The organism is Niallia sp. Man26 (assembly GCF_022049065.2).
Classification (GTDB): Bacteria; Bacillota; Bacilli; order Bacillales; family Cytobacillaceae; genus Niallia.
In genome coordinates this window covers 3626041-3646212 of the sequence record NZ_CP095743.1, presented here as the reverse complement: position 1 = coordinate 3646212, position 20172 = coordinate 3626041, and the positions used below count along the sequence as shown (strand labels likewise).

Annotated in this window: 22 protein-coding genes; 21 read left to right on the top strand and 1 reads right to left on the bottom strand. The window is 39.7% G+C overall.

The window, feature by feature from the left end:
• Window positions 1–432: 432 nt before the first annotated feature.
• The 3 genes from rho to L8T27_RS18270 all read left to right on the top strand — a co-directional run bounded on the left by rho (window position 433) and on the right by L8T27_RS18270 (window position 2944).
• Complete coding sequence (gene rho / locus L8T27_RS18280) at window positions 433–1710, top strand: transcription termination factor Rho (protein ID WP_233316151.1); 1278 nt, start codon at window positions 433–435, stop codon at window positions 1708–1710.
• Between the two features lie 184 nt (window positions 1711–1894).
• Complete coding sequence (gene rpmE, locus L8T27_RS18275; RefSeq protein ID WP_233315934.1) at window positions 1895–2107, top strand: 50S ribosomal protein L31; 213 nt, start codon at window positions 1895–1897, stop codon at window positions 2105–2107.
• 222 nt (window positions 2108–2329) lie between these two features.
• Window positions 2330–2944, top strand: coding sequence for a thymidine kinase (locus L8T27_RS18270; RefSeq protein ID WP_237942064.1), 615 nt, complete (start codon window positions 2330–2332; stop codon window positions 2942–2944).
• Between the two features lie 48 nt (window positions 2945–2992).
• Here the strand turns inward: L8T27_RS18270 and L8T27_RS18265 are convergent, their stop codons facing one another.
• Window positions 2993–3841 carry an STAS domain-containing protein gene (locus L8T27_RS18265; RefSeq protein ID WP_248574459.1) on the bottom strand — a complete coding sequence of 283 codons (849 nt, stop codon included), beginning with the start codon at window positions 3839–3841 and terminating at the stop codon, window positions 2993–2995.
• Window positions 3842–4009: 168 nt separating this feature from the next.
• On the opposite strand from L8T27_RS18265, the gene prfA reads away from it, so the two are divergent.
• From prfA to L8T27_RS18175, 18 genes are all read left to right on the top strand, one after another.
• Entirely contained in the window at window positions 4010–5083 is a 1074-nt protein-coding gene (gene prfA / locus L8T27_RS18260) for a peptide chain release factor 1 (RefSeq protein WP_233315931.1), read from the top strand.
• A gap of 10 nt (window positions 5084–5093) precedes the next feature.
• Window positions 5094–5951, top strand: coding sequence for a peptide chain release factor N(5)-glutamine methyltransferase (gene prmC / locus L8T27_RS18255; protein WP_237942062.1), 858 nt, complete (start codon window positions 5094–5096; stop codon window positions 5949–5951).
• Between the two features lie 101 nt (window positions 5952–6052).
• The gene (gene spoIIR, locus L8T27_RS18250; protein WP_233315930.1) at window positions 6053–6799 is read left to right on the top strand and encodes a stage II sporulation protein R; all 747 of its coding nucleotides are present in this window, start codon (window positions 6053–6055) and stop codon (window positions 6797–6799) included.
• Window positions 6800–7015: 216 nt separating this feature from the next.
• Window positions 7016–7474: a GNAT family N-acetyltransferase gene (locus L8T27_RS18245; RefSeq protein ID WP_237942061.1), complete on the top strand. Its 459-nt coding sequence runs from the start codon at window positions 7016–7018 to the stop codon at window positions 7472–7474.
• A gap of 163 nt (window positions 7475–7637) precedes the next feature.
• On the top strand, window positions 7638–8678 hold the full coding sequence (locus tag L8T27_RS18240) for an L-threonylcarbamoyladenylate synthase (RefSeq protein ID WP_237942060.1): 1041 nt from the start codon (window positions 7638–7640) through the stop codon (window positions 8676–8678).
• 109 nt (window positions 8679–8787) lie between these two features.
• Complete coding sequence (locus tag L8T27_RS18235; protein WP_237942059.1) at window positions 8788–9342, top strand: manganese efflux pump MntP; 555 nt, start codon at window positions 8788–8790, stop codon at window positions 9340–9342.
• Window positions 9343–9541: 199 nt separating this feature from the next.
• Window positions 9542–9985: a low molecular weight protein arginine phosphatase gene (locus L8T27_RS18230; protein ID WP_233315926.1), complete on the top strand. Its 444-nt coding sequence runs from the start codon at window positions 9542–9544 to the stop codon at window positions 9983–9985.
• 11 nt (window positions 9986–9996) lie between these two features.
• Complete coding sequence (locus L8T27_RS18225; RefSeq protein ID WP_237942058.1) at window positions 9997–11292, top strand: methyl-accepting chemotaxis protein; 1296 nt, start codon at window positions 9997–9999, stop codon at window positions 11290–11292.
• A gap of 128 nt (window positions 11293–11420) precedes the next feature.
• Window positions 11421–11870, top strand: coding sequence for a ribose 5-phosphate isomerase B (gene rpiB / locus L8T27_RS18220; protein ID WP_233315924.1), 450 nt, complete (start codon window positions 11421–11423; stop codon window positions 11868–11870).
• Between the two features lie 32 nt (window positions 11871–11902).
• On the top strand, window positions 11903–12475 hold the full coding sequence (locus L8T27_RS18215; RefSeq protein ID WP_233315923.1) for a TIGR01440 family protein: 573 nt from the start codon (window positions 11903–11905) through the stop codon (window positions 12473–12475).
• Window positions 12476–12785: 310 nt separating this feature from the next.
• Window positions 12786–14027 (top strand): serine hydroxymethyltransferase, encoded by a 1242-nt coding sequence (locus L8T27_RS18210; RefSeq protein WP_233315922.1) that lies wholly within the window; start codon window positions 12786–12788, stop codon window positions 14025–14027.
• A gap of 153 nt (window positions 14028–14180) precedes the next feature.
• Window positions 14181–14810, top strand: coding sequence for a uracil phosphoribosyltransferase (upp, locus tag L8T27_RS18205; RefSeq protein WP_127739133.1), 630 nt, complete (start codon window positions 14181–14183; stop codon window positions 14808–14810).
• 138 nt (window positions 14811–14948) lie between these two features.
• Window positions 14949–17177 carry a S8 family serine peptidase gene (locus L8T27_RS18200; RefSeq protein WP_282581409.1) on the top strand — a complete coding sequence of 743 codons (2229 nt, stop codon included), beginning with the start codon at window positions 14949–14951 and terminating at the stop codon, window positions 17175–17177.
• 403 nt (window positions 17178–17580) lie between these two features.
• Complete coding sequence (locus tag L8T27_RS18195) at window positions 17581–17970, top strand: ATP synthase subunit I (protein WP_233315921.1); 390 nt, start codon at window positions 17581–17583, stop codon at window positions 17968–17970.
• A 25-nt stretch (window positions 17971–17995) separates the two neighbouring features.
• On the top strand, window positions 17996–18700 hold the full coding sequence (gene atpB, locus L8T27_RS18190; protein ID WP_396953816.1) for a F0F1 ATP synthase subunit A: 705 nt from the start codon (window positions 17996–17998) through the stop codon (window positions 18698–18700).
• A 69-nt stretch (window positions 18701–18769) separates the two neighbouring features.
• Window positions 18770–18982, top strand: a complete 213-nt coding sequence (atpE, locus tag L8T27_RS18185) for a F0F1 ATP synthase subunit C (RefSeq protein WP_127739009.1) — start codon at window positions 18770–18772, stop codon at window positions 18980–18982.
• 102 nt (window positions 18983–19084) lie between these two features.
• On the top strand, window positions 19085–19615 hold the full coding sequence (locus tag L8T27_RS18180; protein WP_233315919.1) for a F0F1 ATP synthase subunit B: 531 nt from the start codon (window positions 19085–19087) through the stop codon (window positions 19613–19615).
• A complete protein-coding gene (locus L8T27_RS18175; protein ID WP_233315918.1) occupies window positions 19612–20148 on the top strand; it encodes a F0F1 ATP synthase subunit delta in 537 nt (178 codons plus the stop codon). Before L8T27_RS18180 ends, L8T27_RS18175 begins: the two co-directional genes overlap by 4 nt.
• Window positions 20149–20172: the final 24 nt, after the last annotated feature.

Sequence of the window (20172 nt, the reverse complement as noted above, 5' to 3'; positions counted from 1 at the left end):
TCAGGTTAAGATATTCTTTTGAGCATTTCTTAGATAAGACTTGCCTGATTCTGCCGTTTTACCAACATGCTTTTTGGTTTACTAAACAGAAAGCATAAAAGATAACGATTGCAGTAGCTGTTCTAAAGGGAGAATGGCTCGTTTGTCTGCCTTCTCAAAAAGTTAAGGTGAAGATGCAGTCTATTAAAATATTGTTGCATATAAACGTTTATATTAGGTAAAATAGAGATTGCTTTTTAGTGACTGAAAAAACGCATTGCCTTTTAACTGGAAGGAATGCGATAATCAATACTATACTTCATTAACTATACTCAATTTATAGTTTTTTCTCTTCAAACATATAACGCCTCAAAAAAACGAAAACATTCCTTTCCAAATACAAATTTCGCTAAATGGTAGGAATAACTGAAAATGAAAAAGAGTGGTGGCAAAATGGGATTGAACATATCTAGTTTGGAAAACATGAAATTAAAAGAGCTGTATGAATTGGCTCGTGAATATAAAGTTGCTTATTACAGCAAGCTGACAAAAAAAGAATTAATATTCTCTATTTTGAAAGCGAGAGCGGAACAGGAAGGATATTTCTTCATGGAAGGCGTTCTGGAGATTATCCAATCAGAAGGTTTTGGTTTCTTAAGACCAATCAACTATTCACCTAGTTCGCAGGATATATACATATCTGCTTCCCAAATCAGAAAGTTTGATTTGAGAAATGGGGATAAAGTATCTGGAAAGGTGCGACCTCCAAAGGAAAATGAACGTTATTTTGGATTGCTGCAGGTGGAAGCTGTAAACGGCGATGACCCGGCAACGGCAAAGGAAAGAGTCCATTTTCCGGCATTGACGCCATTATATCCAGACAGACAAATGAAGCTGGAAACAACACAAAAGTATACATCTACTCGTATAATGGATGTTCTGGCTCCTGTTGGTTTTGGACAGCGTGGATTGATTGTTGCGCCTCCTAAAGCAGGTAAAACAATGCTTATTAAGGAAATTGCCAACAGCATTACGACAAATCATCCGGATGCAGAGCTTATTGTCCTCTTAATTGATGAAAGACCGGAGGAAGTGACTGATATTGAACGTTCAGTCAGCGGCGATGTAGTCAGCTCCACTTTTGATGAAGTTCCAGAAAACCACATTAAAGTGGCAGAGCTCGTGTTAGAAAGAGCGATGCGCCTTGTAGAGCATAAGCGTGATGTTATCATTTTAATGGACAGCATTACAAGACTTGCAAGAGCATACAATCTTGTCATTCCTCCGAGTGGAAGAACTTTATCAGGGGGGATAGATCCTGCTGCCTTCCATCGTCCGAAACGCTTCTTCGGGGCAGCTCGTAATATTGAAGAAGGCGGTTCTTTAACCATCCTGGCTACAGCGCTGGTAGATACAGGTTCCCGTATGGATGACGTTATATATGAAGAGTTTAAGGGTACAGGTAATATGGAGCTTCATTTGGATCGCTCTCTTGCGGAAAGAAGGATTTTCCCAGCGATCGATATTCGCCGTTCTGGTACTCGCAAAGAAGAACTGTTAATACCGAAGGAACATTTGGACAAATTATGGGCCATTCGCAAGTCTATGTCAGATTCTCCCGATTTTGCGGAGCGTTTCTTAAGAAAGCTTAGACAAACGAAATCCAATGAAGAGTTTTTTGCTGTGCTGTCTGATCAAATGAAGGCAGGAACAGCTGGGAAGCGTTCTTAAATCTAGTATTAGCTGGAAAAAAATTCATAGCAGTGGATGAGGAAATGAAGTTGCAAAATGCCTATGTCCTTGCTATAATGATGACAGTGTGTTTTTAAAATAATAATGTATGGGAATAAATAATTCTATACGTTATTCTATAACTCTGCTTCGAAAGTTGCAGGGCGGAAGGAGATGAAAAGGAATGAAATCAGGAATTCATCCAACTTATAATGAAATCACGGTAAAATGCGCTTGCGGTAATGAGTTCACAACTGGATCTGTTGCAAAAGAGATGAAAGTTGAAACTTGCTCTGAGTGCCATCCGTTCTATACTGGACGTCAAAAATTCGCTGAAGCTGGCGGACGTGTTGACCGTTTCAACAAAAAATACGGTCTTAAACAGCAACAGCAATAATCAATCCGAAGAACAGGCAAGAATGCTTCATACCTTGCCTGTTCTTTCTTTATGAGATATTGTCTTCTATTTATGAAAGAGGAAGTTTAAGAATGCAAGGATCTTCACCGTTTTTTGTATTCTTAAGCGTCTTCTAGAGAAAGTTGAACGCTGCAGTCGCTTTGCTAAGAGAAGTTAGTTTATGTAAAGGACATGTTTTTGGAGGAAGGAAGGAGAGGTTTCATGTACGTGATGAAACATCATGGATGGGTAGAAGTGATTTGCGGAAGCATGTTTTCCGGTAAATCAGAGGAGCTTATCCGTCGAGTAAGAAGAGCCCAATTTGCTAAACAAAACATCGTTGTGTTTAAGCCGAAAATAGATAACCGCTACAGTGAGGAAGCTGTCGTTTCTCATAATGGTTCTACTACAATTGCTGTTCCAATCAGTGAATCCTCGGAGATTTTTGAATATGTGACACCAGATGTCGAGGTGGTTGCGATTGACGAAATCCAGTTCTTTGACCCGGAAATAGTGGCTGTTGTCCAGCATTTAGCCAACAGCGGCTATAGAGTCATCTGTGCAGGATTGGATCAGGACTTCCGTGGTGAACCATTTGGAAAGATGCCTGAACTTATGGCAATAGCTGAGCTTGTGACAAAGCTGCAGGCAGTCTGTGCAGTATGCGGTTCACCGGCCAGCAGGACTCAGCGGCTGATTGATGGTTCACCAGCATCATACGATGATCCCATCATACTAGTAGGTGCTTCTGAATCTTATGAGCCAAGATGCCGTCATCATCACGAAGTTCCGAAATCCCCTTCGCTGAAAAAGGCAGACAGCAGCACATCCATTTAGCTAAAATCTCCCATTAGAGAAAACTCTAATGGGAGATTTTTTTATGATTTATGAAGAAACAGCTAAACCGAGTTTAGAAAGCGCCTGTTTTAGTGTGCTGAACGTGGGAATGTCATCTAAACTGATTCCTAATGCATGTATCACTTGCGCCATGTCTGGTCTGAGTCCAGAGATAGTGGACTTCATACCTGTATATTGGAGGACCTTCACTAATTTCATCAGCTCTTGCAGCACCATTGTATCAATGGTAGACACTCCGGAAACATCAATAAATAGATGTCTGATTTGCTTCTCCTGACATCTAGCAGGCACATTCTCAAGAATTGCTTTCCCTCTTGCTGTATCAATGGCCCCGATGATTGGAAGCACACCAATATGATTGATAATTGGAATAATCGGGTTGCTCAGTTCGTTGATTGTCGCTTGTTGGGATAATAGCTTTCTTTGATTGTATTCATGATACATCTCGGTGAATTCGTTGTTTAACTTATCAAATGTAAGATGGAATATCGAACTCCACTCTAGTATAGTTGCTTGTGGAACATTCCTGAGCTCTTCTATGAATCTCGTAATCATATCCCAGATGGTTTGCCTTGTCAGACTTAACGCGTGCAGGACTTCATGAACAGGCACCCCTAGTTCCACTCTGCTTTGCGCAATTTTAACTGCCCATTTTGATAAGTTAGCAGAGAAAATGGTATCATCGTCCAAAAAAGAGCTGATAACTGTTTCAATTGTAAAGGCATGCTGAGCACGGAGAAGATTATTGACGTTATCATCAGATTGTTTGCTGTAAATAGAGCCTTCCTCACCATCTTTTATGGCGAACCATTTTTCTGTTATTACCGAAGCATTTTCCATTATATAATGGTAGACAGAACTGTTGGATAGGGACATATAGGAGCCCTCTCTTTCTATGAATATCTTCATTATAAAGCAATTTCGGTTTAATATAAGTGCATAAACGCGATGAAGCGGTTTTTTTCCTTGTTAATTTGGTTTTGACGGGGATAATAGCCTATAATATAATTAAAATGTTATGGAAAAAAATTGAGGTGAATATACGTGTTTGATCGTCTGCAAGCGGTAGAGGATCGTTATGACAGGCTTAATGAGTTATTAAGCGATCCTGAAATTGTCAATGATACAAAAAAATTGCGTGATTATTCTAAAGAGCAATCAGATATACAAGAAACGGTGGAAGTTTACCGGGAATATAAAGAAGTAAAAGCACAAAACCAAGACGCCCGTTCTATGTTAGAGGAAAAGCTTGATCCGGAAATGCGGGAAATGGTAAAAGAAGAGCTTGATGAAACAGCAGAGAAAATCGAAGAGCTAGAAGCGCGCTTAAGAATACTGCTAATACCGAAAGATCCTAATGATGATAAGAACGTTATCATGGAGGTTCGCGGAGCAGCGGGCGGAGATGAAGCAGCCTTATTTGCAGGAGACTTGTTCCGTATGTACAGCCGTTATGCAGAATCACAGGGCTGGAAGATGGAAGTAATTGATGCAAGTTCAACAGGTGTAGGCGGATATAAGGAAATCATTTTCATGATTAACGGAAAAGGCGCTTACTCAAAGCTTAAGTTTGAAAATGGAGCACACAGAGTACAGCGTGTGCCTGAAACAGAATCTGGCGGAAGAATTCATACCTCCACTGCAACTGTTGCTTGTCTGCCTGAAGCAGAAGAGGTTGAAATTGAAATCCATGAGAAGGATATACGTGTAGATACATTTGCTTCGAGTGGACCAGGCGGACAAAGTGTTAATACCACGATGTCAGCAGTAAGATTGACGCATTTGCCGACAGGAACAGTCGTATCCTGTCAGGATGAAAAGTCGCAAATCAAAAATAAAGAAAAAGCGATGAAGGTTTTACGTGCTCGTGTTTATGATAAATTCCAGCAAGAGGCGCAAGCAGAGTATGACCAGCAGCGCAAATCAGCAGTTGGTACAGGGGACCGTTCTGAGCGCATAAGAACGTATAACTTCCCGCAAAACCGTGTAACAGACCATCGAATTGGACTAACTATTCAAAAGCTTGATCAAATTCTCCAAGGAAAAATGGAAGATATCATTGATGCCCTAATCTTTGAAGAACAATCAAGCCGTTTGGAAAGTGCATCTGATGTGTAACACAAGACAAATGAAAGTTTTTGAAGCCCTTAAATGGGCTTCTTCTTATTTGCAGGAGCACGGACGGGAGGAGCATGCCGGCGAGCTTTTACTGCGGCATGCATTAGGTGTGACTCGTTCCGAAATGTTAATGAAATTTCGGGATGATATGAGTGAAGAGTCCTTTAAGCTGTTTGAGCAAAAGATCACTCTTCATGGTAAAGGGATACCAATTCAATATTTAATTGGCTATGAAGAATTTTATGGCCGTATTTTTGAAGTGAATGAAGAAGTTCTAATCCCGAGGCCTGAAACAGAAGAACTTGTATATCATATGTTGGAGCGAATCAAGGTTTTATATGGAAGTCGGGAAGTCAGTATAGTTGATATAGGCACAGGAAGCGGAGCAATAGCTGTTACGATGAAGCTGGAAAACCCTAGACTGCAAGTGACTGCAAGCGATTTGTTTGAGGAATCATTACAGGTTGCAAAAAAGAACGCAGAGAGAAATGGTGCTGAATCAATTGATTTTGTCCATGGTGATTTGTTTGAACCGTTTATAAAAACAGGCAGGAGGTTCGATGTAGTCCTTTCTAATCCTCCATACATTCCAGATGAAGATATTGCTGAAATGTCAGAAGTAGTTGTAGAGCATGAGCCTCATCGGGCACTGTTTGCTGGAATAGATGGTTTGGATATTTATAAGAGAATTTGTGCACAGCTGCCTTCCGTTTTAAAGGATAAAGGCATAGTCGGCTTTGAGGTCGGCGTGGGTCAAAGCGAGGCAGTTTCACAACTGCTGTTAGATGCCTTTCCTGCAGCTAAGGTGGATGTTGTGTATGATATTAATAAAAAGGATCGAATGGTCTTTGCAGAAGTTGGATTTTAACCGCGGTTCTTCCGCGGTTTTTTATTTTGAAAAAAATAAAAGTTGCTAGTTTAAGAATCTATTAATCTGTCCACACTGTTTGTACAAGGGGGCGAATTAATATGAAAAGAAAATCAATGGCAACAAGTTATATATTTGTACTTATCATATCAACTATTTTTAGTTTATATATACCGAAAAACGAAGTAACAGCAAACGAGCAAGTGGTGATTCCAAATGATGCTATCAGACTAAGAATCTTAGCGAACAGTGACAGTGAAGAAGATCAAGCTTTAAAACGAAAAGTTAGGGATGCAGTGAATGCAGAAATTACAAAGTGGGTAGCAGATTTAACTTCAAAGCAAGCAGCTGAACAGCTATTAAAAGCAAAGCAGCCGGAAATTCAAAAAATAGCAGAAAACGTAGTTATGGAAGAAAATTCTGATCAGGCAGTGAAAGTGAAATTCGGAAAAGTAGATTTTCCTACAAAGCTTTATGGAGAGTTCTTATATCCTGCAGGCGAGTATGAAGCAATCTTAATTACATTAGGAGCAGGTGAAGGTGCAAATTGGTGGTGTGTATTATTTCCGCCATTATGTTTCCTTGATTTCTCCAACAGTGTTGCTGTAAGTGACGGATTTGAAGAGGAGAAGAAGGAAGAGGGCAGCAAGCAGAAAGAAAAAGCAGATAAGGAAGAAGCAGATAGTAAAACAGCAAGTGCGGAGTCAGTGAAAAAAGAAGCAAAACAGGAAAATAAAAAAGAAGAAAAAGAAAACAAGGAAGACCCTGTCTATGTTGATGAATCAACAGAGAGTGATGTAGAAGTGAAGTTTTTCTTAGTAGAGCTTTGGGATAAAATTTTTGGATGAAAAGAAGCCATCTGCGCAAGTAGTATACTGCAGATGGCTTTACAATTTTAGAAATCAACGATATTTTCTGCTAAGTGTTATATAATAATGGTCGGAATTGCTGATGGTAGATAGATACATATATATTAGAAAATATTCTATCATTTTTTTCGGTCCCTTTTCATATTAATAGAATTAAGAGCAGATTCATTTTATGATAAAAAGGAGACGGAGATAATGGAGCATATCGTACGTAAAGCAAATCGTGAGGATTTAGAGAGCTTGAAGGATTTTATGGGAACAACAGAAGTGAAGTTACATGATCTCGAAAGCTGGATTGACTTCTGTCTTCTAGCGAGTGATGCAGAGTCAGGCATGCTGAAGGGAACGATCGGTATTCAGCCTTTTGCAGATTCTGGATTATTAAGAGCGCTAGTGCTTAAGGAAGGATCTGCAGAGGAAATTCTATTTTTACTCCAGCAGGCGATAAAGTTGGCTAAAGAAAAAAATTTAGGTATGCTATATTGCGTAGTAAATAATAAAAATGCGAGTAATCTCTTTTATTTGCTGGGCTTTAAGGAGATTAATGTCGAAGATTTGCCTGTTGATGTCAGAGAGTCATCAACAGTTAATGCGATGAAAGTTGTGAATAACTCGAAAATTATGTATTATTCCATTAGTAATGTGGATAATTAAGGAGAGTTATCCACAAAAATCATCATTTTATTCACAATTTGTGGACAAGTCAGGTAAAAGATAAAAATTTTAGCGAGAATCAGTTAAAAAATTCTTGTCGAAAATTGAAGAATCACAAGCAATTTCATGTATTTAAACAAGTTTTGGCTAAAGGTGGATAAGTATGAAGACAAATATATGGTCAGTGGATAAGTATGTGGATATAGATAGTGGTTATCCACAAATACAACAGGCTGCAGACCTTTTAAACAAGAATGAAGTAGTTGCATTTCCAACAGAAACGGTTTACGGACTTGGAGGTAATGCCAAAAGCGATGAGGCGATAGCTAAAATCTTTGCTGCTAAAGGGAGGCCGTCAGATAATCCTCTCATTATTCATATCGCTAATAAAGAGCAGCTGACAGAACTAGTTTCAGAAGTGCCCGAGAAGGCTGAACAGCTCATGGAGGCTTTCTGGCCAGGAGCGCTGACAATTATTTTCCGATTGAAGGAAGGAGCCTTGTCTAAGCTTGCTACTGCAGGACTAGTTACTGTTGGAGTAAGAATGCCTGATCATCCTGTTGCACTAAGGCTGCTCGAAGAGGCTAATTTGCCAATCGCTGCACCGAGTGCTAATACTTCTGGCAAGCCGAGTCCAACTACAGCTCTTCATGTGAAGGAAGATTTAGATTCTATCATAGCAGGCATTGTCGATGGTGGTCCAACTGGTGTCGGAGTGGAGTCAACAGTAATTGACTGCACGGATGCTGTACCGACGATTTTGCGTCCAGGTGGAGTGTCACAGGAGGAAATGGAAAAAGTCATTGGAGAAGTGAAGCTTGATAAGGCGCTTGTAAATAAAGAGTCTGCCCCGAAGGCACCAGGGATGAAGTACACGCATTATGCCCCAAACGCACCGTTGTTTTTAGTGAAGGCTCCAAGAGAAAGAATTCAGGAGTTAGTAGCGGAAGAACGTCGGAATGGCAAAAAAGCAGGAGTGCTTACAACAGAAGAAAATCAAGATTTCTACCAAGCAGATTATATTTTTGTATGTGGAAAAAGAGCTGAATTATCCACAGTCGCTGCGAATTTATATGATGGGCTGAGAAGCTTTAACCATAGTAATGTTGATATTATTTTTTCTGAGATGTTTCCATATGAAGGTCTAGGACACGCAATCATGAACAGATTGATGAAAGCAGCCTCTCACCAAGTGATTGAATAACCCTGAGGAAAAAATGCCAAAAGAAATTTCTGAATAGACCATAGACAAAATGCTTCTAAAAAAACTTGGACGTGCATATTCTTAACTAGCAAGTCCAAGGGGGAAGGTAATGTCTACACTAATCGGAGAAATATTTACACTTATGCTGATGGCATTTGCTTTAGGAATGGACGCATTTTCTGTTGGGCTGGGAATGGGAATGTACAGACTCCGGCTAAGGCAAATAATGAAGATAGGATTTATTATCGGAATATTTCATGTCATTATGCCGCTTGCAGGCATCCTAGCTGGAAGATTCTTATCTGATAATTTTGGAGAAATTGCCGGTATTATTGGAGGAGTGCTTCTTGTCATTTTAGGTGTGCAAATGATATGGACTGGCTTTAAAGAAGATGATGAACATAAAATCACACCAGTCGGATTCGGCCTGATTGTGTTTGCGGTCAGTGTGAGTCTGGACAGCTTTTCAGTCGGCTTAAGCTTAGGTATTTATAAAGCGAAAACATGGCTAGTTCTGCTTGCTTTTGGCTTGAGCGCAACATTACTCACATGGCTCGGCTTGATTATTGGGAGAAAAGCACAAGGACTTTTAGGTAATTACGGTGAGGTGTTAGGCGGAGGGATATTGCTTGCTTTTGGCGTAAAGCTGCTATTACATCTTTAACTACATCGAAGTGATAAACATGCAGGCAGCTTCATTGACAGGCTGCCTTTTTGTTTTGCAAAAACAGCTAAATCTTTGGAATGAAGTGTAAAAATAATAATTCCTGTCGATAGATATAGTAGTGATTCCAAATGGTGACATAAAATTAGGCTGACAAAAAAGTCTATACTATACTTTTACTTAAAAGGAGGTAGAAAATATGGTACGTGTACTGTTTGTTTGTACAGGGAACACTTGTCGCAGCCCAATGGCAGAAGCAATCCTTAAGAATAGCAGCGTAAATATCGAAGTTAAATCTGCCGGTGTTTATGCAATAGACGGGGCGGAGGCTTCTTATCAATTGAAGGAAGTGCTTGCGGAAAAGGGAATGGAACATAATCATCGCTCCTCCATGCTGACTAGCGACTTGTTAGACTGGGCAACACATGTGTTTACGATGACGGTCGGCCATAAGAATGCAATTGTCAATCAGTTTCCCCATGCAATTGAAAAAACATTTACGTTAAAGGAATTTGTAAATGATGATAAGTATGGAGATATTGTCGATCCATTTGGAGGTTCGGTCGAGCTTTATAGAATGACATATCAGGAATTACATAGCTTGATACAGTCACTGATAAAAAAATTAGAAATGGAAAACTAGGGGAGAACAAAATGGATAAGACTGCTTCATATAGGTTCAGCTTAAGAAAGAAACTGGCATTGTTTATTACAGTATTGGCATTGATTACTTACTCAACAAGTGCGTTTTTCATCTATGTTCTGTTTCCTTTGCTTCCGGATGATTTAGGAATTAGTGCCTTTGTATTTAATCTTCTTACATTGACATTAGGAGTCTTATGGTCTGGATTTCTGGCATTTTTGGCAGCGGGTTTTATCATTAAGCCGCTTAAGCGTCTGGAGCAGAGTGCAATTAAAGCAGCACATGGAGATATAAGAGAAGAAGTGGAAATTTCAAGTTCGGATGATGAAATTCAATCACTAGGCATTGCTTATAATGATATGCTGGCTAACTTGCGGGAAATGGTTAAAAGTATTGAAGATAACTTTAACAGCACTAATGCAACAGTTAAAACAATTACAGGTAAATCACAGGAAGCTCATGAACAGACAGTGTCTATTTCAAAGGCAGTGGAAGAAATTGCAGGCGGATCTGAGGTAGCAGCCAATTCTGTTCAAGCAACAGCTGAAGCAGTGGAGCAGTCGATGAAAATTGCCCAAACAGTCCAGGAAAATGCAGATCATACACAGCAAATCTCTAATGAAATGCTTGCAAACTTAGATGAAACGAATAAAGTGGTTCATTCTCTTGTAGCTGGCCTTAAGCAGTTGGCCGAAGAAAACAGCCGTTCCTTATCATCTGTAAAAAGATTAGAAGATAATGCCGCTAAAATCGGTGATATTCTAAAGTTTGTTGGAACAATTGCCTCACAAACAAACTTACTTGCTTTAAATGCCTCCATTGAAGCGGCAAGAGCTGGGGAACACGGTAAAGGATTTGCGGTTGTAGCAGAAGAGGTAAGGGTTCTAGCGGATGAGAGCGCCAAAGCTGTTGAAGGTGTTGGTGAACTAATTGCCAATATGCAGTCAGAAGTCAAAAATGTCGTTGGCCAGATTAAAAAGCAGGTTCAAAGCGCCAATGCAGAAGCACAACAAGGTGAAAAAACGAATGCTACCCTTCAAGAAATGACAGCTATTGTGAAACAAATGGCAGATTCCACTAAACATATTACAGCCCAAGTTCATCAGCAAATGGAGCAGATTGAGCATACCTCCAGACAGTCTCAAGAAGTAGCGGCAATTGCGGAGGAGACATCTGCAGGAACGCAGCAGGTAATGATTATTGCAGAAAGCCAGACGAAGATCATTAATGAAGTTGATATTCTTGCAATGGAGCTTCAGCAGCAGGCTGAGCAGCTGAAAGAAACTATCACCAGATTTAAGATTTAATCGTATTATAAGTGCTTTTTCCTGCTTACTTTTTACTTAGTTTTCTGTTTCTAAAAAGAATGTAAACAGCCTTTCTATTTGCTCTTTTTTATGTGAAAATAATAGAGGAATAAGAGGAGGTTAACAGGATGAAAGTTGCTATAGCTTCAGATCATGGCGGATTGAATATTAGAGAAGAAATCAAAAGCTTGCTTAATGAATTGCAGATAGAATATGTAGATTTTGGGTGTGATTGCACTACTTCAGTAGATTACCCGGATTATGCACTGCCAGTTGCAGAAAAGGTTGCGAGCGGAGAGTTCGATCGCGGGATTCTGATTTGCGGAACTGGTATTGGCATGAGCATTGCAGCTAATAAAGTAAAAGGTATCAGATGCGCACTTGTGCATGATGTTTACAGCGCCAGATTGACTAGGGAGCATAATGACAGCAATGTGATTGCAATGGGAGAAAGAGTAATTGGTCCGGGACTTGCCCGGGAAATAGCGAAGACTTGGCTGCTTTCTGATTTTAGCGGCAGCAGACATCAAACAAGAATCGATAAAATCGCAAACTATGAATTAGAAACATCTTCCTAAGCATAATGCTATAACGAAAGGCAGTGTTGTTTATGGGTATAGATAAGTCATTGTTAGTGGAACAGCTGCACAGCATCTTAAATGATTATCAAGAACAGGCAAATTTGACGAGCCGCCATCTGTTTGTTGTTGGCTGCAGCACAAGTGAAGTCATCGGTGAAAGAATCGGGACTGCAGGTGCTGAGGATGTCGCAAGTATTATCTTTCAAGAGTTTAAGCAATACGAGGAACAAACAGGTGTTGCATTGGCTTTTCAATGTTGTGAACATCTAAACAGAGCTTTAGTAGTTGAGCGTAAGCTGCAAGAGGAAAAAGGTTGGCCGGAAGTTACTGTTATTCCTGTACGCCAGGCAGGTGGAGCTATGGCGGCATATGCTTATCAGCATATGGCAGATCCTGTTGTCGTTGAACATATTACAGCAGACGGCGGCATTGATATCGGAGATACTTTAATAGGAATGCATATAAAGCATGTTGCAGTGCCGATAAGAGTAGCGCAAAAGCAGCTCGGTGCAGCACATGTCACTCTTGCCAAAGCAAGACCAAAGCTGATTGGCGGACAAAGAGCTGTATATGAAAAAAATAAAGAGAATGAATCTTGCTAGAAAAAAGATATCCTGAAAGAAGTCAGGATATCTTTTTTTATTATACAAATAAGCTGCCAATCTAAAAACGGCAGTGTTTTTTATATATGATAACTGCTAAATCTTATAAAAAAAACGAATTTATATTATTTTAAGAAAATAATCAGACGGAATTGGATGTTTTCTTAGCAAAACACGAACAATAAATAAAGGTATAAAAATAATAATTCGTATTTTTTAGCTTCTTTTTAAATTTGTTACGTGTTAGAATATAAGAAGATTTTCCGTAGAATCAAAGAAATATAATATAAGTGTTACAGGGAGGATTCAAATGAAGCATTTAGCACAAAACGACCAACAAGTATACAAAGCTATTCAGCAAGAATTGGGCCGCCAACGATCAAAAATCGAGTTGATTGCATCAGAGAATTTCGTAAGTGAGGCAGTAATGGAAGCACAAGGTTCTGTCCTTACAAATAAATATGCAGAAGGCTATCCGGCAAAACGTTATTATGGCGGTTGTGAATATGTTGATATTGTTGAAGATATCGCTCGCGATCGTGCGAAAGAAATTTTTGGTGCAGAGCATGTCAATGTTCAACCCCATTCTGGAGCACAAGCAAATATGGCTGTATATTTCACTATACTTGAGCAAGGGGACACAGTGCTCGGTATGAATCTTTCCCACGGCGGACATTTAACACATGGAAGCCCAGTAAACTTTAGTGGTGTTCAATATAACTTTGTTGAATATGGTGTTGACAAGGAAACAGAACAAATCAATTATGAGGACGTGCTTGAAAAAGCTCGCGAACATAAGCCGAAGCTTATCGTAGCTGGTGCTAGTGCATACCCTCGCGCGATTGATTTCAAGAAATTCCGTGAGATTGCAGATGAAGTTGGCGCATACTTAATGGTCGACATGGCTCATATCGCCGGACTTGTTGCTGCAGGATTGCATGAAAATCCAGTTCCGTATGCAGATTTTGTTACAACAACAACGCATAAAACATTAAGAGGCCCTCGCGGCGGAATGATCCTTTGTAAAGAGGAGTTCGGCAAAAAAATCGATAAGTCAATCTTCCCAGGAATCCAGGGTGGACCACTTATGCATGTCATTTCTGCTAAAGCTGTTGCTTTTGGAGAAGTATTGCAAGATGACTTTAAAGTATATGCTGAAAACATTATCGCAAATGCAAAGAGATTAGCAGAAGGATTACAAAAAGAAGGTTTGAGACTTGTATCTAATGGAACAGACAATCACCTGTTGCTAGTAGATTTACAGACTCTTGGACTGACTGGTAAAGTTGCCGAGCATGTTTTGGATGAAGTCGGCATTACGGTAAACAAAAATACAATTCCATTTGATCCTGCAAGTCCATTCGTGACAAGCGGAGTTCGTATCGGTACAGCTGCTGTGACATCCCGCGGTTTCGGTTTGGAAGATATGGACGAAATTGCTTCTATTATCGGCTTCACATTGAAAAATCATGAAGATCAAGAAAAATTAGCAGAAGCAGCTAAAAGAGTGGAAGCATTGACTAGCAAATTTGTATTGTATAAAGAACTATAAGAAACAGCAGCCAGCCTATCATAAGCATAGGCTGGCTCTTTTTTGGGTAAAAATAATGTAAGTAAAGTTAAACTTTCAGTTGATTTGAAAGCCTTTTTTCTGTAGAATTACAAGAAGTGTGTTTACGATAAAGAAGGAAACGGAGTGAAAGATGTGGCAAAAGTATACGTATTTGATCACCCACTTATTCAACATAAACTTACATACATTCGTGAGAAACAAACAGGTACAAAAGAATTCAGAGAGTTAGTAGATGAAGTGGCAACATTGATGGCTTTTGAAATCACTCGTGATATGCCTTTAGAAGAAATTGAAATTGATACTCCAGTAAGCAGAACAAAATCAAACGTACTTTCCGGTAAGAAGATAGGGATTATTCCAATCCTGCGCGCAGGTATCGGAATGGTTGACGGTATCCTGAAGCTTATTCCAGCTGCAAAAGTTGGACATATTGGGCTTTACCGTGATCCAAAGACACTTAAGCCTGTAGAATATTATGTGAAGCTTCCGTCTGATGTAGAAGAAAGAGATTTCATTGTAGTAGATCCAATGCTTGCAACAGGCGGTTCAGCGATTGAAGCAATCAACTCCTTGAAAACAAGAGGCGGAAAGAACATCAAGTTCATGTGCTTAATTGCAGCACCTGAAGGTGTAGAACTTCTGAAAGAAGCTCACCCAGATGTAGATATTTATATCGCTGCACTTGATGAGAAGCTAAACGAAAAAGGTTACATTGTTCCAGGTCTTGGAGACGCTGGTGACCGATTGTTCGGAACTAAATAAATAGCTAAAAGACTGGCCTGTATAGGTCAGTCTTTTTTTTGTGCTTCGAGAACATGTAACCAAAAATGCCCACACATATTTTAATCACTTCTGCAAATTATAAAACCAACTACAGCCCCTTTGCTAAGGAGAATACATATGAAGAAACTAATCCTGCTGCTATCGCTTATAATCCTCCCTTGTTCTAATCATATTATTGCAGCTGCGCTCGAGCTCCCTGATCTACCAATAGAAAGCAAACAGGAAAAAAAGGTAGCCATTATAAAGCTAAAAGGCGGATGTTCTCAGGCGAAAGTGAACGAGCTAATGACGAAACTGAAAAGTGGCGAAAAGAGAACCGTATTTTGTGAAATTTTTTCAGGATTTTCCGTGCGCGCTACGGTAGATGATTTGCATAAGCTTGCTGACAATCATGATGTGGAGCTTGTATCACAAGTTAAAACATATACTGCAGAAAGTGAACGGCCTGCTGAGATAATTGGTGCTGATTGGATAAGAGGGGCATTAAAGGAGAGCTCTGCCTTGACTGGAAAGGGAATAAAGGTAGGAGTGATTGATACAGGCATTGATTATAATCATCCTGACTTAAAGAAAAGCTTTAAAAGAGGCTGGGATTTTGTTGATCGTGATAAGGACCCGATGGAAACAGTCGGAAACGGGTTAAGAAATACTTTGCATGGTACACATGTCGCTGGAATTATTGCCGCAAAGGGCAAGCATCAAGGAGTTGCTCCAAATGCAGAAATTTATGCGTACCGTGCGCTTGGTCCTGGAGGAGCAGGAACAACAGAGCAAATATTAAGTGCGATTGAAAAAGCGGTAAAGGATAAGGTCGATGTGCTTAACCTCTCACTTGGCAGTGAAGTGAACGGGCCGGATTTGCCGATAAGTATTGCCTTAAATAAGGCAGTTGAGAAAGGGATTGTGGCTGTTGCAGCAGCAGGGAATGCAGGGCCATCCGATTGGACAGTAGGTTCTCCGGGCACAGCTGCTAAGGCTATATCAGTTGGAGCAACAACACCTAATATGAAAATTCCTTATATAGAGGTAGACGGAGCAAGGATTATCTTAAATAAGATGGATAAAAGTAAGCAATGGAGCTTTACAAATAGTTTAGAAATAGCACAAGGGGGGCTTGGCCGCAAGAAGGAGTTAAATAACGTAAAAGGAAAGGTAGTGCTCCTGAAGCGGGGGGAGCTAACGTTTGGGGAAAAAGCTGAAAATGCGTATAAGGCAGGAGCGAAGGCTGTTCTTATTATGAATGATATGGATGGTCCTCTGCTTGGAAGCTTGGAAAAAGATATACCAATTCCAGTTGCAGGCGTAACGAAACAGGAAGGCAGTATTCTCCTTGAGAAGCTTGGCAAAAATAAGTTATATGCAAAAATCAACAGTTATTGGGAAAAAGATATTCTGGCAGAGTTCAGCTCAAGAGGACCTGTCACAAGCACATGGGATATAAAGCCAGATGTTGTTGCTCCTGGGGTAGTGATTAACAGCACAGTGCCTGGAGGCTATCTGGCGCTTCAAGGCACGAGCATGGCAGCTCCTCATGTAGCCGGTGCTGCTGCTCTTCTGCTAGAAGCTCATCCTGATTGGAGTCCGGAAGATGTGAAGGCAGCTTTAATGAATACAGCACTGCCGCTTCGCAACAGAAACGGGGAACTTTACAAGGTGTATGAGCAAGGTGCTGGCAGAATCCAAGTGGATAAAGCTGTACGAGCAGAGGTGCTTGTTTTGCCGGGCAGCATGAGATTCGGGAAATTTAAGCTTGCAGACCATCTACATGAACATACTTCCTATTTAACAATAGTCAACAAAGGAAGTGAACCTCAATGGGTAACATTTAAACAGCCTGCTAAGCAAAGAGGCATGACATGGCAGTTGCCGTTGTCCTTTACATTAGCTCCCGGCAGTACCAAAAAAGTGCCGATCCGAATGATGATAGACAATAAATTATTTAAAAACAAGCTGCAGAATGGAGCGCTTGAAGTAAATGCAGGTAGGAATTCCATAACGATACCATATTTGTATGTACTTGAAGAACCGGAATATCCTCGTTTAATGGGCTTTAATATGGTAGAGGAGAATAATGGGAGCTTCAGTTATGAAGCCTATTTACCGACAGGTGCCGAAGAGTTTGGCATAGCTGCATTCGATAAGGAGTCCTTAAAGTTTGTGAAATTTCTTGATTGGAAAAAAGAGGTAAAACGAGGTCAGTTAAAGGGGAATATTAAGAAAGATTCTCTGCCAGACAGTGGTATATATGAAATTATTGCGTTTGCCAAAAAAGCAGGCAAAGAAGATGCTGTCAGCGGACAATTAACGGTTGTAGGTAACAAAGTTAATTATAGTGAAAAACGTTAAGCGAAAATAGTTTGGCAATTGTAAACATCTCCCTAATATAAAAGTAATAGGAAATTAATTGAAAGATATGTGAATAATCTCCTTTTTCGATATAAAATTTTTCGATTCATGATAGAATAAAAAAGAAAATTTTTACCGGGAAAGGAGAGAAAAAATAAAACGCTTCATATATGATAATTTAGGGGTTAAACGATAATATTTAAAGGTGAGATTTTAATCTTTTTATGTTGTTAATACTAATTGACATTTGACATAACCTTATTGTATGCTTACAAAGTAGATGATAGGGTTTTCAGGGCCTTTTCAAAAAATATTGCTTTTTTTGTGACGCAAAAAAGGCTGTTTTTGTTCCCTGTTAAAGCTGTCTGAAAGAAAGTCTGTTGTCAGGAGATTTGGCTAAATTATGTTTGAAATAAAGCAGATGCTTACAAAACAACTTAAGTACATATCTATACTGCTTTCACTTTACCTTATCGGGTGGGTTGCAACCCCTTATAAGCCTGTTTTTATGGGTCTGTTAATTGGGACAGCCTTAAGCCTTTATAATATTTGGCTTTTAGTGAGAAGGATGGCAAGATTCAGCAGAAACATAGATGAAGGAAAAAAAACGCAATCATTAGGAATGCTGCAAAGAATGGCGGCTGCGGTCCTTGGGGTTGCATTAGCCATGGAATTTCCTGAGCAGATACACCTTATCAGCGTTGTTATTGGATTAATGACGGCTTACATAGTCATTATGATAGATTACTTATTTAGTACTATTTTTAAAAATAGTATTAGAAAAGAGAGGTGAGAATTGCTTGGATCACAAAGAGAAAGTGTTTTACCTTTTCGGTTCGGAATACTTGAGAGTAGATTTATCCAGTGTCTTGATGATAGCCATAACAAGTTTGATCGTATTTATTATCGCTGTTGCTGCAACGCGCCGACTGGCCCTCAAGCCTACAGGGATGCAGAACATGATCGAATGGGTAATGGACTTCGTGAAAAACATCATCAAAAGCAACATGGATTGGAAAGATGGAGGGAAGTTCCACATGTTAGGGATGACAATCATCTTTTACGTGTTAATTTCCAACCTGCTTGGTTTGCCGTTTTCTATAGTGGTTGACGGTGTTCTTTGGTGGAAATCACCAACAGCCGATCCGATTATCACATTGACATTAGCTTCTATGATCATTGCATTGACACATTATTATGGTGTTAAGCAAAAAGGAGTTAAAGGGTATTTCAAAGGCTATGTTCAGCCGATGAAGTTCTTGCTTCCTTTAAAGATAATCGAAGAGTTTTCCAATACTTTGACGCTTGGTTTGCGTCTGTACGGAAATATTTATGCCGGGGAACTGCTATTGTCCCTATTAGTAGGTTCATTAGCGTGGACAGGATGGGCAGGCTTTATTGCTGCAATTCCTTTAACAATGGCATGGCAAGGTTTTTCTATCTTCATAGGGTTTATACAAGCCTATATCTTTACAATGTTAACTTTTGTTTACATGTCTCATAAAGTAAGTGACGAGCATTAATCTATTCCCTTATTTTTTTAAGGTGAAACTATAAAAAATCATATTGATATATTTAGGAGGAAATTAATAATGAATCTTTTAGCAGCAGCAATCGCAATTGGTTTATCAGCATTAGGAGCAAGTATTGGTAACGGTTTGATCGTAGGACGTACAGTTGAAGGGATTGCACGCCAACCAGAAGCACGCGGTTTCCTACAAACAACAATGTTCATCGGGGTAGCATTAGTTGAGGCATTGCCGATTATCGGAGTTGTAATTGCATTCATGGTACTTAACCGTTAATAAATAGCTAAAAAATGGCGAAGACTTTTTTGAAAACTTCGCCTTTACTTTATGCAAAAAAAGTCAGTTTGAAGGTAAGCAGTTGGAAGGGAGTGAACCGTTGTGTTATTAAATAGCTTCGTATTAGGAGCTGCTGGAGCAGCTTCTCACGGTATAAATGGTGGAACAGCCATATTTCAATTAGTAATCTTTTTAATTCTTCTTGCGCTATTGAAGAAATTCGCATGGGGACCGATTATGGGAATCATGAAGCAAAGGGAAGAATTTGTAGCAAATGAAATAAACAGTGCGGAGAAAAACCGCATCGAGTCTTCTAAGCTTCTAGAAGAACAGCGGGCATTGCTGAAAGAGGCGCGCACTGAGGCAAAAGAATTGATCGACAATGCAAAGGCTCAAGGTGAGCTGCAAAGAGAAACAATCATTGCTGATGCAAGAAAAGATGCGGAAAGACTAAAGAATTCAGCATTGCTTGAAATTGAACAACAGAAGGAAAAGGCAGTTGTTGCAATTCGCGAGCAAGTTAGTTCCCTATCTGTATTAATCGCTTCTAAAGTAATCGAAAAAGAGCTGAGTGAACAGGATCAGGAGAAACTGATTAATGATTACATACAAGAGGTAGGCGAAAAACGATGATGGATACAGGAGTATCAAAGCGCTATGCTTTAGCCCTTTTCCAAATCGCGAAAGAAAATGGCAATGTGGAACAGTTGGAAGAGGAAATGCGTGTTGTAAAAGCAGTTGTGGCCAACTCACCGGATTTGCAGCAAGTTTTCAAGTCTCCTAATATCTCATTGGAGCAAAAGAAAGAGATAGTAAAAAATGCGTTCAGTTCAGCAAGTGTTCATGTGCAAAACATGTTGATGCTTTTAATGGACAGACATCGCGAAGATTATATCGTCAGCATCTGTAATTACTTTTTGGAATTTGTTAATGATGCAAAAGGAATTGCAGAAGCGAAAGTCTACTCTGTAAGACAACTTACAGATAGTGAAAAATCGGCTATCTCTGCGGCATTTGCTGCCAAAGTAGGGAAACTGTCGCTAAATATTGAAAATATTGTTGATTCCAACCTTTTGGGCGGAATTAAAGTTCGCATAGGTAACAAAATATTCGACGGCAGCTTACAAGGCAAGCTTGCACGTCTGCAACGTACATTATTAGGATAAGATTTCAAGATAGGGGTGAAACGC

Coding starts and splice junctions, on each gene's coding strand:
- atpE (WP_127739009.1), top strand. CDS start 18,770: ATGAATCTTTTAGCAGCAGCAATCGCAATTGGTTTATCAGCATTAGGA.
- L8T27_RS18230 (WP_233315926.1), top strand. CDS start 9,542: ATGGTACGTGTACTGTTTGTTTGTACAGGGAACACTTGTCGCAGCCCA.
- L8T27_RS18245 (WP_237942061.1), top strand. CDS start 7,016: ATGGAGCATATCGTACGTAAAGCAAATCGTGAGGATTTAGAGAGCTTG.
- L8T27_RS18270 (WP_237942064.1), top strand. CDS start 2,330: ATGTACGTGATGAAACATCATGGATGGGTAGAAGTGATTTGCGGAAGC.
- rpmE (WP_233315934.1), top strand. CDS start 1,895: ATGAAATCAGGAATTCATCCAACTTATAATGAAATCACGGTAAAATGC.
- L8T27_RS18210 (WP_233315922.1), top strand. CDS start 12,786: ATGAAGCATTTAGCACAAAACGACCAACAAGTATACAAAGCTATTCAG.
- L8T27_RS18225 (WP_237942058.1), top strand. CDS start 9,997: ATGGATAAGACTGCTTCATATAGGTTCAGCTTAAGAAAGAAACTGGCA.
- spoIIR (WP_233315930.1), top strand. CDS start 6,053: ATGAAAAGAAAATCAATGGCAACAAGTTATATATTTGTACTTATCATA.
- L8T27_RS18235 (WP_237942059.1), top strand. CDS start 8,788: ATGTCTACACTAATCGGAGAAATATTTACACTTATGCTGATGGCATTT.
- rpiB (WP_233315924.1), top strand. CDS start 11,421: ATGAAAGTTGCTATAGCTTCAGATCATGGCGGATTGAATATTAGAGAA.
- rho (WP_233316151.1), top strand. CDS start 433: ATGGGATTGAACATATCTAGTTTGGAAAACATGAAATTAAAAGAGCTG.
- L8T27_RS18265 (WP_248574459.1), bottom strand. CDS start 3,841: ATGTCCCTATCCAACAGTTCTGTCTACCATTATATAATGGAAAATGCT.
- L8T27_RS18175 (WP_233315918.1), top strand. CDS start 19,612: ATGATGGATACAGGAGTATCAAAGCGCTATGCTTTAGCCCTTTTCCAA.
- L8T27_RS18200 (WP_282581409.1), top strand. CDS start 14,949: ATGAAGAAACTAATCCTGCTGCTATCGCTTATAATCCTCCCTTGTTCT.
- prmC (WP_237942062.1), top strand. CDS start 5,094: ATGAAAGTTTTTGAAGCCCTTAAATGGGCTTCTTCTTATTTGCAGGAG.
- L8T27_RS18215 (WP_233315923.1), top strand. CDS start 11,903: ATGGGTATAGATAAGTCATTGTTAGTGGAACAGCTGCACAGCATCTTA.
- L8T27_RS18195 (WP_233315921.1), top strand. CDS start 17,581: ATGTTTGAAATAAAGCAGATGCTTACAAAACAACTTAAGTACATATCT.
- L8T27_RS18240 (WP_237942060.1), top strand. CDS start 7,638: ATGAAGACAAATATATGGTCAGTGGATAAGTATGTGGATATAGATAGT.